The 12924-nt window shown below is 62.9% G+C and carries 12 protein-coding genes; 8 read left to right on the forward strand and 4 right to left on the reverse strand.

The features are described 5' to 3' along the window. The first annotated feature begins 140 nt into the window (after nt 1-140). Both EKH80_RS20720 and EKH80_RS20725 read left to right on the forward strand, forming a co-directional pair. A complete protein-coding gene (locus EKH80_RS20720) occupies nt 141-1343 on the forward strand; it encodes a murein hydrolase activator EnvC family protein (protein WP_126686705.1) in 1203 nt (400 codons plus the stop codon). Between the two features lie 334 nt (nt 1344-1677). Then, the gene (locus tag EKH80_RS20725; protein ID WP_126686706.1) at nt 1678-3036 is read left to right on the forward strand and encodes a S41 family peptidase; all 1359 of its coding nucleotides are present in this window, start codon (nt 1678-1680) and stop codon (nt 3034-3036) included. Between the two features lie 135 nt (nt 3037-3171). Here EKH80_RS20725 and EKH80_RS20730 read toward each other — a convergent pair whose 3' ends face one another. After that, nucleotides 3172-5370 (reverse strand): TonB-dependent receptor, encoded by a 2199-nt coding sequence (locus tag EKH80_RS20730; RefSeq protein ID WP_126686707.1) that lies wholly within the window; start codon nt 5368-5370, stop codon nt 3172-3174. Between the two features lie 178 nt (nt 5371-5548). On the opposite strand from EKH80_RS20730, the gene EKH80_RS20735 reads away from it, so the two are divergent. From EKH80_RS20735 to EKH80_RS20745, 3 genes are all read left to right on the forward strand, one after another. Beyond that, on the forward strand, nt 5549-6232 hold the full coding sequence (locus tag EKH80_RS20735; RefSeq protein WP_126686708.1) for a hypothetical protein: 684 nt from the start codon (nt 5549-5551) through the stop codon (nt 6230-6232). A gap of 186 nt (nt 6233-6418) precedes the next feature. Continuing rightward, a complete protein-coding gene (locus EKH80_RS20740; protein WP_126686709.1) occupies nt 6419-7162 on the forward strand; it encodes a pteridine reductase in 744 nt (247 codons plus the stop codon). A gap of 259 nt (nt 7163-7421) precedes the next feature. Then, entirely contained in the window at nt 7422-7916 is a 495-nt protein-coding gene (locus tag EKH80_RS20745) for a VirK family protein (protein ID WP_126686710.1), read from the forward strand. Nucleotides 7917-8061: 145 nt separating this feature from the next. Here EKH80_RS20745 and folK read toward each other — a convergent pair whose 3' ends face one another. From folK to tsaD, 3 genes are read right to left on the reverse strand one after another with little or no spacing between them, the layout of a single operon-like run. Beyond that, nucleotides 8062-8544 (reverse strand): 2-amino-4-hydroxy-6-hydroxymethyldihydropteridine diphosphokinase, encoded by a 483-nt coding sequence (gene folK, locus EKH80_RS20750; protein ID WP_126686711.1) that lies wholly within the window; start codon nt 8542-8544, stop codon nt 8062-8064. Beyond that, nucleotides 8545-8901 (reverse strand): dihydroneopterin aldolase, encoded by a 357-nt coding sequence (gene folB, locus EKH80_RS20755; RefSeq protein WP_126686712.1) that lies wholly within the window; start codon nt 8899-8901, stop codon nt 8545-8547. A 40-nt stretch (nt 8902-8941) separates the two neighbouring features. Beyond that, complete coding sequence (gene tsaD, locus EKH80_RS20760) at nt 8942-10009, reverse strand: tRNA (adenosine(37)-N6)-threonylcarbamoyltransferase complex transferase subunit TsaD (protein ID WP_126686713.1); 1068 nt, start codon at nt 10007-10009, stop codon at nt 8942-8944. A gap of 184 nt (nt 10010-10193) precedes the next feature. On the opposite strand from tsaD, the gene rpsU reads away from it, so the two are divergent. The 3 genes from rpsU (at nt 10194) to dnaG (ending at nt 12903) form a co-directional block, all read left to right on the forward strand. Beyond that, complete coding sequence (gene rpsU, locus EKH80_RS20765) at nt 10194-10409, forward strand: 30S ribosomal protein S21 (protein WP_109724432.1); 216 nt, start codon at nt 10194-10196, stop codon at nt 10407-10409. 166 nt (nt 10410-10575) lie between these two features. Beyond that, on the forward strand, nt 10576-11022 hold the full coding sequence (locus EKH80_RS20770; protein WP_126686714.1) for a GatB/YqeY domain-containing protein: 447 nt from the start codon (nt 10576-10578) through the stop codon (nt 11020-11022). Nucleotides 11023-11166: 144 nt separating this feature from the next. Further along, nucleotides 11167-12903 carry a DNA primase gene (gene dnaG / locus EKH80_RS20775; RefSeq protein WP_126686715.1) on the forward strand — a complete coding sequence of 579 codons (1737 nt, stop codon included), beginning with the start codon at nt 11167-11169 and terminating at the stop codon, nt 12901-12903. Nucleotides 12904-12924 lie beyond the last annotated feature (21 nt).

Raw genomic sequence — 12924 nt, forward strand, 5'->3', positions numbered from 1 at the left:
TAGACGTCCAAATGAAAAACCATCCTCAGGCGTAACAGCGCGCGCTAACAGACCAGTTCCGGGCGGGCGTCCGCCAAGGCGCATGGGCGCGCCGTTTGTGGTGTCTCGCGGGAACAGCCCAGCTCGTAGATAATCCGCGCATGCCCATACTCATCCGCGCCTCCCGTCCGCTGCTTTTTTCTTTCCTCGCCACCGCCCTCGCCCTTTCTAGCAGCTTTCCCGGCACGGCCACCGCCGCGCAGGACAGCAAGGCCGAAGCCGAACAGGCCCAGGCCAAGCAGCAGCTGACCGACCTGCGCGCCAGGATGCAGGCCCTGGCCAAGGAGCAGGCCGACACCGCCGCCAAGCGCGACAGCGTGAATGCCTCGCTGGCCAAGCAATCCGACGCCGTCGCCGGCGCCGCCAAGGCGGTGCGCGATACCGATGCGCAGATCGCCGCCAAGCAGCAGCAGCTCGATCAGTTGCAAACGCAACGATCGGCACTCAACCAGAGCCTGGGCAATCAGCGCGCCGCGATCGCCGATTTGCTGCGCGCCACCTACGCCGTCGGCCACGGTTCCGACTTGCGCCTGCTACTGGGCGACGAGGACATCGCCCGCATCGCCCGCTCTCTGGCCTACTCGCAGTACTTCCAGCAGGACCGCGTGCAAAAAGTGCAGCAGTTGATGACCGAGCTGGCCAAACTGCAGGAGCTGGAAAACCAGATCACCGCCGAGCAGCAGGCCCTGCAAGCCTCCCGCACGCAGCGCCAGCAGCAAGCCGATGCCCTTCAGCAAGAACGCAAGCAGCAGCAACAGCTGGCCAGCCAGATCGACGCCCAGTACAAGAGCGAGGCGCAGAAACTGGCGGGGATGAAGCAGAACGAGCAGTCGTTGAATGACCTGCTGACGAAACTGCAAAAGGCGATCGACGAAGCCACCCGCGAAGCGGAGCGCAAGGCCCGCGCCAACCCCACCGTACCGAGCGGGGGCGGCAAGGCCATGGCCAATATCCGCGGCAGCCTGCCCTGGCCGGCCCCCGGCTCGGTACACACCTTCGGCAACGGTGTGTTGATCGCGGCACAGCGCGGCGCCGAAGTTCACGCGGTGGCGCGCGGAAGGGTGGTGTATGCGCACTTCCTGCGCGGCTACGGTCAACTGATCATCCTGAGCCATGGCAACGGCTGGCTCAGCATGTACGGCAACAATGAAACCCTGCTGCACGGGGTGGGCGAGGATGTCGACGCCGGCGAAGCATTGGGCACCGCCATGCTCAGTACCGGCGACAGCACCGGGGTGTATTTCGAACTGCGCCAGAACGGCAAGCCGGTGGATCCACGGACCTGGTTGAGCCAGCACCGCTGATGTTCATGGCTGTGAGATCTACTCCCTCCTGCTTGGCAGGGGAGGGTTGGGGTGGGGTTGCACGAGCTTGCGGCATGAATTCAATTCGTCGCGAGGTTGCTTCACCCCACCCCAACCCTCCCCTACTGCACGTAGGGGAGGGAGCTGGCCGAGGCGATGGTAGAGTTATTTGGCGCATTCAACTCCCGCAGTCTCAGGTTTTTTTCACAAGCCCGCAGCGAGAGCGAGTAAAAATATTGGTCGCCGGGTTCAGCGTATCCTTGGCTTGAATTTCCGACGGCTCCACGCGGTCTTGAACGAAGCCGTCACATCCTTTCTTATGGAGTTTTGCCCCATGCGTTTCCCCCACCCATGTCTGCTCGCCCTGCTGCTGGCGACGCCCTTGCTGCACGCGCAGGCGGCGCCCGAAGTGGCGTCGGCTGCAAGCTCGGCCGCTCCGGCGAAGGCGGCAAGCAGTGCGGCGCCGGCGGATCAGGTCAACATGGATGACGTCCGCAACTTCGCCCATGTGTACCAGATCATTCGCCAGGCCTATGTCGAAAAGGTCGACAACAAGACCCTGATGGGCGATGCGATCAAGGGCATGCTGGCCGGCCTCGATCCGCACAGCGCCTACCTCGACAAGTCGGGCCTGCAGGAACTCAACGAAGACACCACTGGGCAGTACGGCGGCCTCGGCATCGAGGTGATGCAGGACAATGGCCTGCTGAAGATCGTCTCGCCGATCGACGACACGCCGGCCTCGCGTGCCGGCATCAAGGCGGGCGACGTAATCACCGCCGTGAACGGCAAGGTGATCACGCCGGATAACATCGACAGCATGTTCGACGCCCTGCGTGGCAGCCCCGGCACCAAGATCACGCTGGGCATCCTGCATGAAAAGGCTGAGCAGCCGGTGAGCATGACGCTCACCCGCGAGCGTATCTCGATGACCAGCGTGAAGGTGCGGGAACTCGAACCCGGCTACGTGTACATCCGCATCAGCCAATTCCAGGACGACACCGCCAGCGACCTGGAGAAGAAGCTCGGCGCTCTGGTCCAGAAGAACGGTGCGCAGAAGGGTGCGATTCTCGACTTGCGTTCCAATCCCGGCGGCCTGCTGACGGCGGCGGTATCGGTAAGCGACGACTTCCTAGATACGGGCACCATCGTCACCACACGTGGCCGCCTGCCCGATTCCAATCTCACTTTCAGTGCGCATCCGGGCGATCTGTTGAACGGCGCGCCGATGGTGCTGCTGACCGACAACGGCACGGCGTCAGCCGCGGAAATCGTCTCCGGTGCGCTCAAGGACAATCATCGCGCCCTGATCGTCGGCCGTCGCACTTTCGGCAAAGGCGTGGTGCAGACGGTGCTGCCGCTCGATTCCGATCACGCGGTGAAACTGACCACCGCGCGCTACTACACCCCGAACGGCACTTCGATCCAGGCCGAAGGCATCAAGCCGGACATCGCCCTGGCCGACCTTGCGGTGACCAAGGTGGATGACTCGCAGGTGCCGATCAGCTCCGAGGCCGACCTGCCGCACCATCTGGCGAACGAAGTCGCGGCGAATGGGGGTGACGGCATCAACAACGACGGCAGCGCGGAGAATGCCAAGCTCGCCACCAGCGACTATGCCCTCTCGCAAGCCTTGAACATCCTGAAAGGCCTGGCACTGCGCAAGGATGGCAGCCAACCAGCAGCGCACTGAATGACGCCCCCCTCCGCTGCGTGGCAGGGGAGGGCTGGGGGGGGCACGAGCTTGCCACCGTGCTTGAGTTCACCGCGAGGTTGCTTCACCCCACCCCAACCCTCCCCTACTACACGTAGGGGAGGGAGCAAAGCATCAGAAACTGAAGGGCTTCTCCAGCGTCAGGAACACCCCGCGCCGCGGCCCGTACTGCGGCGCACCCACGCCAATGCCGGTACCGCTGCGCAGCCGGTAGGAGCGGTCCAGTGCATTGATCAGTGCCAGCTGCGCGTGCACCTTACCGATACGGTCGAAATTCAAGTCGTGCGACACGTTGAAGTTGAGCTGGAAGTAATACGGCAGCGAACGCCCGTTCGGGACCAGGCCAGCCTGACGCAAACCGCTGCCGAACAGGTAATCGGCGCCCACCTTGGTGCTATCGGTGATGGCGTAGGTGGCGCCGCCGGATGAAGCCAGCTTCTGATCGTGATCGAGATGAATGTAATGGCTGGAAATATAGTCCAGCTCATCCACGCCGAAGTTGTACTGGCCGGTCATCACGTCCTTGCCCATTGCGCGGCTGTACGCGGCATTGAAATACGCGGACAGCGGGCCATGGTTGTACGAAACCGTCAATTCCGTGCCGCGCACGCGGCCGTACCTGTAGTTGAAATTGGAATACACCAGCGCAGCGCCGAACTGGCCAAGATCCTGCAGGCGCTGCACCTTGCGGTAGTAGCCATCCAATCCCAGCGTCCAGTCCGAACCGATGTTTTGCTGCACACCCACGTCAAAATAGTCGGAACGTTCGGTCAGCGGCGTATTGTTGCCGTAGTTTTTCACCGCGTTGGTGGTGTTGGCGAACGCGTCGATGTTCTTGCTGGAGATCAGCTCGGTCTGCGGCGGAGTGAAGTAGCGCGAGTAGCCCGCGTGCACGGCAGTGCTGTCGGTAGCCTGCCATACCAGCCCGACGCGCGGACTCAGCTGGCTTTCCTCACGGAAGGCCGTGTAGCGATCGCCTCGCAAGCCGTAGTTGAGCGTTAAAGCATCGCTGATATCCCACTCGTCCTGCACATAGATCGCGGCGGTCTTGGCCAGAATGCGGTCGCCGGTAAAGATATTGAACGGCACCGTGCTGGCCTGGCTGCCATCCGGATTGGTCGGGAACACCAGCGAATTGGTGTTGGTCATGGCGCGATCGAATTCGTAATAGACGCCGTAGCGCAAGGTGTGCGAACCGCCCCACGGCGTAGCGAAGTCCGCCTGCAGCGTCGATGCGCGGTCGGTCTGGTTGATCCGACCCGCCACGCCATTGAACATCAGGTCGCCGATGTCATCGGGGCGGTACTGCAAGCCGCTGTAACGCTGGCCGATCGACACCTGGTAGGCGGTATCGCCGAGCTTGCCCTGCAGTGCCAGCAAGCCGAAGCGTGTCTGCTCGTTCTGGCGCTCGTTCAACTGGGTGGAGTCAAAGGCCGTCTGGTTCAGATAGCCGAAATTTGCAGTCTGGCTCGGGTTGTCCGGAATCTGGAAGCGGTTGTTGGTGACACCGAACAGAAAGCTCAGGCGCGTGTCGTTGTTGATCAGATAGCTGACATCACCGAAGCCCTTCAGCTGGTTGGTGTGGTCGTGAATCGGATCGCGGCTGCGCGTCGGGTTTTCGATGCCGACGTTGTTTTCCAGGTAATTGCCGGTGAAGAAGTAACTCCAATTGCCGCTGCTGCCCCACAACGAGACATACGGATTGACCGTGCCGAATGAACCCCCGGTAATACCAACCACGCCGCCGTTGCCCAGTTCCACGCCGCTCTTGGTAGTGACATCCACCACCGCCGCCGTGCGCTCGCCGTACTGCGCCGGCAGGGCTCCGTCGAGCAGCTTCACGCTCTGGATCATGCGCGAATCCAGTGCCTGGCCAAAGCCCGCGATCGATTCCGGCAGCATGACGCCGTTGATGCGGTACTGCAGGTTGGCGTGATCGCCGCGCACATGCAATTGGCCGTAGGAATCCTGCACCACGCCGGGCGCCTGCAGCAGCACCTGGTTCAGCGGAGTGGACGCGCCCAGCGGCAGAGCCTGGATGTTCTGCGCATTGATCACGTACTCGCTGCTGCCTGTATCCGGCGACAGGCTGTTGCGCGCCACGTCCAGCGCCGCGGTCACGTTCACTGCGCCGAGCTGCTTTGCCTTGGTCGCGCGGCGGTTGCGCGAGCCTTGATCGGAATCCGCATCGCCCTGGTCGCCCGTGCTGGCGGTCGGAGCAACAGCGGCGGACACCTGATTGACTGGGGCGGCGTAACCGGCAAAGGCATACAACGCGAAACTGAGGCCAAGGGCGAGTGGGGAAACTTTCATGCTAGGAATCCGGAACGCAGGGCAATGGAGGCGATGTGCAATGTTATAACATTCCCACCACGATGCATGGCTCTCCCAGAAGTCATGCCCGCCGCCGAGCGGTTCATGCCACCCTCATCGGCGGGGCATGAGGGCGGACTATGATCGCCAGGTCTGTCTGTTCCCTACGGAGCGCGCCATGACCGAGCGCAACGATACCCAGCCCAGCGCCAACAACCTTCCGGCCGTCATCGCACACGACGAGGCCAGCAGCCGGGTGACTCGCGCCATTCTGGACTTCATCAGCCAGATCCCCGCCAGTAAAGTGCATAGCCAACGCGAGCCGGAAACCGAAGCTCGGCGACTGGCTCACCGCGCTGCCCAGCGCGCCGCGCTTACCGCCGGCACACTCGCCTTGCCGCCGGGTCCATTGGGCTGGCTCACCATCCTGCCGGAGCTGGTTTCGATCTGGAAAATCCAGGCCCAACTGGTGAGTGACATCGCCTCCGCCTACGGCAAGCATGCGGAACTGGGCCGCGAGCAAATGCTGTGGTGCCTGTTCCGCCATACCTCCGCCCAAGCCTTCCGCGATCTGGTGGTGCGATTGGGTGATCGCCTGATCTTCCGGCGAGTGTCCTACGGCGTGATCGAACGCGTCGCCAAACAGATCGGCATCAAGGTGACGCAGCGTGCGCTGGGGGAAGGTTTGTCGCGCTGGATGCCGGTGATTGGCGCCATCGGCGTGGGGGGGTATGCGTATTACGACACCCGGCAGGTAGCGGCCACGACGATTGCCATGCTGAAGAGTGAGATCGGTACGGCGCAAAGCGATGACGCTAGCGTCGTCGCCACCCAGGAGGTGGAGGCAACGCGGCTACATTGACGCTATTGTTGCGATCCTTGCTCAATGTCATTCCGGCGCAGGCCGGAATCCAGTTTCAATATGCGTCCGAAGGACACAACCCGACTATGTTGAGTGCTTCGCACAGCATGTTTCAACTGGATTCCGGCCTGCGCCGGAATGACGACACGACAAGATTGCGCATCAGCCAGATGCAGGAGCCATCGCATGGATTCATCCGACCGCCCGGTTGCCTTGATCACCGGCGCCGCCAAACGCGTGGGCGCGGCGATCGCCCGCACCCTGCATGCCGCCGGCTACGACCTCGCCCTGCACTGCCGCCATTCCACCGCCGAGGCGGAAGCGCTTGCTGCTGAACTTTCCGCACAGCGCGCAAACAGCACACTCGTGGTGCAGGCCAATCTTGCCGAGCTGCAAGACCTGCCGAAGCTGATCGAGGCCACGCTGTCGCACTATGACCGCCTTGACGCGCTGATCAACAATGCTTCCGCGTTCTATCCCACGCCGCTGGCAACGGCCACGCTCGCGCAGTGGAACGATCTATTCGCCTCCAACGCACAAGCTCCCTTCTTTCTCGCTCAGGCGGCACTGCCTGCGTTGCGTGCCGCGCGCGGTGCGATCGTGAACCTGGTCGACATCTATGCCGAACGCGCCCTGGCGCAACACCCCATCTATGTCATGGCGAAAGCCGCGCTAGGTGCCATGACGCGTTGTCTGGCGTTGGATCTTGGCCCAGACGTGCGCGTCAACGGCATTGCGCCAGGTGCAGTCATGTGGCCCAGCGACGGCAAACCCTATGCCGACCAGGAAGCGATGCTGGCACGCACGCCGCTCAAGCGTGCCGGCGCACCGGAAGATGTCGCCACCGCGGTGCTGTGGCTGCTCCGCGATGCGCCTTTCGTAACCGGCCAGATCATTCCTGTCGATGGTGGCCGAAGCATCTCAGTGTAAGCGACGACTTACGCGCTGAGGCACAGCAATGGAAGCGAAGTCTGCCCGCCGGCGGACATCTTTGATGCGCCCGTGTGCCTAGGATGCGGCTGTCCATGACGTTCGGATTTGTACGAGCCATGGCGTCGGCATCAGCGTCGGGCGGGCCTGGTATTCGCTACTGCAACATCCGGCCTGAAGGGCATCTGCAAAGATACGACATGGGTGAAAAATCCTGCCCGGCAACGGCGTCTCCTCCCTAATTCTCGGAGATCTGTCTATGCACAACTACACTGCTATGCGCATCATGGTGTTACTTGGACTGGCCTTGCCTGCTGCGGGAGTCAGCGCACAGGACACGGGCGGACTGCGCGCCAAGACTTTCGATACCTATAACAAGATCGAGAAGGCGCTCGAGAATGGCCAGCGCCTTTCCGTTGTCCTCCATTTCGGTGGTTGCGACCGAACAAGATCCGCTGCCGGCGGCCATGTCATGTTGGGGCGTTCTGACAACCATGGCGGGCTTCCGATCCAGGATTTCATGATCCTCCCCGACCATATCGCTTTTTCGTTGGTACATACCACGGTAGATGCCGACAACAACATCGTTTACGAATTCAACCGCTACAAAGTCTCCCCTACGGGGACAGGGTCAACTTCAAGCGCAAAAGTCGAGATGTCGACCTATAGCTGGAAAGCAGGAGAAATGCAGGCCCAGCCCGTCACCAGCTACACCTGCGACACCGGTGGTGGCGGAGCGGATTTCACTGGCTAGGCCATCGGAATCCCCGCTGCATGGCGGGGATTCTTCTTTGGGTAACGGCTGTAGGCTAGGATGACAATCCCAGTATCTGGGGCCGAAAAAAATGCTGGGATTGTCATCCCTGCCTACGGCTATGCCTTACGCTCAGTGAGGCGAGCTACAAAGGCTCGACCACCAGCGGCTCCTGCTCGACCGGAAAATCGGCCCACAGCTCCGCCATCGTATGGCCGCTCACCGGATGCCGCAGATGCGGGGCGATGTCGGCGATCGGCTTGAGCACGAAGGCATGCCGCAGTTCCTTGCGTGGAATGTCCAGGTGCCCCGGCCCCTGTGTCACCAGGTCGTCGTACAGCACGATGTCCAGATCCAGCGTGCGATTGGCATAACGCGGCACATCGCGGCGGCGGCCATGCCGATCTTCCAGGGCATGCAGCCATTCGTTGAGCGGAACGGGAGCGAGATCCGTATCCAGGCCAACGGCCAGATTGATGAAGTCGGGACCGTCGAAACCCACCGCGGTGCTGCGATACGCCGGCGATATGCACAATTCACCAAAACGCGCGCGCAACTCGTCCAGTGCGGCACGAAGGTAGCGATGCGGCTCCTGGTTGGAGCCCAAACTGAGATAGACGCGCGCCATTCAGAGTCGCTTGCCGCGCTCGATGCACACACCAACTGCCTTGGCGCCGCGCACAGCACCGGGCTTGGACAATTTCAGCCGTACCCAGGCCACGCCGAATTCCTCGCGAATGATCGCAGCGCAGCGCTCGGCCAGCGTTTCCACCAGGCCGAAACTGGATTCTCCGACATACGCGATCAGACGCTTGGACACGTCCTTGTAGTTAAGTGTATCGGCGATCTGGTCGGAGGCGGCGGGGATGGTGTTGTCGAACGCCATTTCGATGTCGAACGACAAGGTCTGGCGCACGCGCCGCTCCCAGTCGTAGATGCCGATGACCGTATCGATGCGCAAATCTTCAATGAAAACGATGTCCATACGTGTACGGTGCCAAGCGAAAGTGGATGCGGGGATGCCATCAAGCGGCAGGCGGAAGGGTCTCAAGGTCCCAGCGCGGGAATACTTGCACCGATCCGTCCTGATGCTGCCCATGCGCCAGTCGGATCGCGCCGGCCAGCGCAATCATCGCGCCATTGTCGGTACAGAACTGCAGGCGCGGGAAATAGGTCTTGAAGCCATCCTTGGCGCCGGCAGCGGCCAGCTCTTCGCGCAGGTGACGGTTGGCACCCACGCCTCCGGCGATCACGAGGCGCTTCGCGCCGGTGGCGGCAAGGGCGCGGCGGCACTTGATCAGCAGCGTATCGACGATCGCCTCCTCGAAGCCGCGCGCGATATCGGCACGGGTCTGCTCGCTCCGGTCCGATTGCTGCCAGGCCAGCAATACCTGGGTCTTCAGGCCGGAGAAACTGAAGTCGAGCCCCGGACGATCGGTCATCGGACGTGAAAAACGGAACGCGCCCGGCCGCCCTTGCACGGCCAGCGCAGCCAGTGCCGGACCACCCGGATACGGCAAGCCCATCAGCTTGGCGGTCTTGTCGAAGGCCTCGCCGGCAGCATCGTCCAGGGTGTCGCCCAGGATGCGGTAATGGCCGACCGCCTCCACTTCCACCAGGAGGGAGTGGCCGCCGGAAACCAGCAGGGCCACGAAGGGCGGCTGCGGCGGGTCATCTTCCAGCAAAGGGGCGAGCAAATGCCCTTCCATGTGGTGTACGCCAATGGCCGGCACGCCCAGCGCCCAGGCCATCGCTCGGCCCGTCGCCGCCCCCACCAGCAGCGCTCCCACCAGGCCGGGGCCGGCCGTGTAGGCCACGCCACCCAGATCGGCCGGGGTCAGACCGGCCTCTTTCAGGGCTTCACGCACCAGCGGCAGCAGCTTGCGAACGTGATCGCGGCTGGCCAGCTCCGGCACCACGCCTCCGTAATCGGCATGCAGCTTCACCTGGGTGTACAGCGCATGCGCCAGCAGGCCGTGCCCCGGCTGCTCGGGTTCCCAGCGCAACAGGGCTACGCCGGTTTCGTCGCAGGAGGTCTCGATGCCCAGGATGGGGCGGAGAGCGCAGAGCGCAGAGCGGGGAACGTCGGGCATCTTCAGATGCATCATAATCTAAGGATCAGGTAGCCCATTTTGCCGGGCCATTCGCCCTGGCGACACCCCTGATGTTGCCGTTCCTGGATTCCTCGTTCCTCGCACTTTGAAATTTTCACCCACATCGGCGTATACTTTGCGGCTCGCCGCATCTTAAGTGGCCCGTTTACCATCCGGAGTTTCCATGCCCAGCGTAAAAGTTCGCGAGAACGAGCCGTTCGAACTCGCCCTGCGTCGCTTCAAGCGCACCTGCGAAAAGGCCGGCATCCTCGCCGAGACCCGCAAGCGCGAGTTCTATGAAAAGCCGACCCAGGAACGCAAGCGCAAGCGCGCCGCTGCCGTGAAGCGTCACCTGCGCCGCCTGTCGCGCGACGTGTCGCGCAAGACCCGCCTGTACTGAGCAAGCTGCCCGTTCCGGCGGGCGCAAGAGTCCAGGCGCGCTTCGCGCCGCACTCGTCCAGCGCTAGCAGTTGGCGCGTCCATTCGCAGCCGCTGCCAGCAAGGCAAACGCATTGGCCGACGTTGTTCCGCAACGTCGGCTTTGTGCTTTCCGAAGGAGACGTTTTATGTCCTTGAAGCAACGGCTTACTGAAGACATGAAAACCGCCATGCGCGGCGGCGACAGGGATCGCCTGGGCGTGATCCGCCTGGTCCTTGCCGCCATCAAGCAGCGCGAGGTGGATGAGCGCATCGAGCTGGACGACACCCAGACCATCGCCGTGCTGGAGAAAATGCTCAAGCAGCGCAAGGATTCGGTCACCCAATACGCCGCCGCCGGCCGTGAGGATCTGGCCAACGTGGAGCGTGCCGAAATGGCAGTGATCGAAGGCTATCTGCCCGCCAAGCTCAGCGATGCCGAGCTCGATGCGCTGATCGAGGCCGCCATCGCCGAAACCGGCGCAAGCAGTGCGCGCGACATGGGCAAGGTGGTCGCGGCAGTCAAGACGAAGGCCGCCGGCCGTGCCGATATGGGACCGGTTTCGGCACGGATAAAAACACGCCTGGGTGGCTGATCCCTGCACGCGACGCCTCGTTTGCAGTGCGTAGGCTGGGTTGCAAAACCCAGCATCGCCATCCATCCAAACTGCGTGATGCCGGGATTGCCATCCCAGCGCTTCATTTAGCGGCCCTGCCCGGGGTCCGGCTAGACTAGCCGGATGCGCGGCCGTATCCCTGACAGCTTCATCGATGAACTACTCGCCCGCGTCGACATCGTCGACGTGATCGAACGGCGCGTGCCTTTAAAAAAAGCCGGCCGCGAGTGGACCGCCTGCTGCCCCTTCCACAATGAGCGCACGCCCTCGTTCTATGTAAGCCCGGCCAAGCAGTTCTTCCACTGTTTTGGCTGCGGCGCGCACGGCAGCGCGATCAAGTTCCTGATGGATTACGAGCGGCTGGAGTTTCCTGATGCGGTAGAGGAACTGGCGCAGTCCGTCGGCATGAAGGTGCCCTACGAAGGTGCGCGCGACAGCGCGCCACGCGAGGACAAGACCGATCTCTACGCCGTGCTCGATGCCGCTACGCGCTGGTACGAGGGCGAGCTGAATAAAAGCGACGAAGCCAAGGCTTATTGCCGCAAGCGAGGCCTGGATACGGACACCATTGCCCGCTTCCGCATCGGCTGGGCTCCGGCCGGCTACGATGGCGTGATCCGCAGCCTCGGCAGCAACGAAAAGCGCATGCAACTGCTGACCGAAGCCGGCATGGTCGCCAGCAACGAGCGCGGCAACAAATACGATCGCTTCCGCGAGCGGCTGATGTTCCCGATCCTGGATCGGCGCGGACGTGTGATCGCCTTCGGCGGCCGCGTGCTCAAATCGGAGCAAGGTCCGAAGTACCTCAACTCGCCGGAAACCCCGCTGTTCCACAAGGGCCGCGAGCTGTTCGCGCTGTGGCAGGTCAAACAGGCCAACAGCAGCCTCGCACGCATCGTGGTAGTGGAAGGCTACATGGACGTGATCGCCTTGCATCAGGCAGGCCTGCCGATTGCCGTGGCGACGCTGGGTACTGCCACTACGCCTGACCACACCGAAATTTTGTTCCGCGCCGCGCCGGACGTAGTGTTCTGCTTCGACGGCGATCGTGCCGGACGCGCGGCAGCGTGGAAAGCGCTGGAATCCGCCCTGCCCCGCCTGCGCGACGGACGCCAGGCGTATTTCCTGTTCCTGCCCGAAGGCGAGGACCCGGACACGCTGGTGCGCAAGGAAGGCAAGGAAGGTTTTGAGCGGCGCCTGCGCGAGGCCACCCCGCTGTCCGAATATCTCTTCGGCGAACTCTCGCACGAGGTGGACTTGGGCAGTCTCGACGGGCGTGCGCGCTTGGCTGAGCGTGCCCGCCCCCTGATCGCGCGCTTGCCGGACGGCGCCTTCCGCGACCTGATGGCGCAGGAGCTGGAAAAACGCACCGGTGCGCGCGCTGTGCTGGAAGCCGATCCGGTGGCTAGGCGGCCGCTACAACGTCCGGTTGCCGTGCAACGTTCGCTGGTGCGCAGCGCCATTTCGCTGTTGCTGGCCCAGCCAGGCCTCGCCGACGAAGTGGAACGGCCGTACAGCTTTTTGCGCCTGGACAAACCCGGCGTGGACCTGCTCGCCGAATTGATCGACACTGCGCGCGCAAGGCCGGGCATCAACGCCGCGATGCTGGTGGAGCACTTCACCGGGCGCCCCGAATACAACGCACTGCAAAAATTGACCGCCGCCACCGTGGTCGGCGAACCGGAAACCCAACGCCTGGAATTCTTCGACGCGTTGGTTCGCATGGAAAGGCAAGCCGTCGACCAGCGCCGCGATGCGCTGGTCGCCAAAAATCGCGATGGCACGCTGAGCAATGCCGAAAAAGCCGAGCTGCGCGAGCTGCTCGCCGCACGCGCACCGACGCCCGGCGCTGCGTCATGATCCCGCCAGCCGACATAGGAA

Source organism: Dyella choica, assembly GCF_003977665.1.
GTDB classification, from domain to species: domain Bacteria; phylum Pseudomonadota; class Gammaproteobacteria; order Xanthomonadales; family Rhodanobacteraceae; genus Dyella_B; species Dyella_B choica.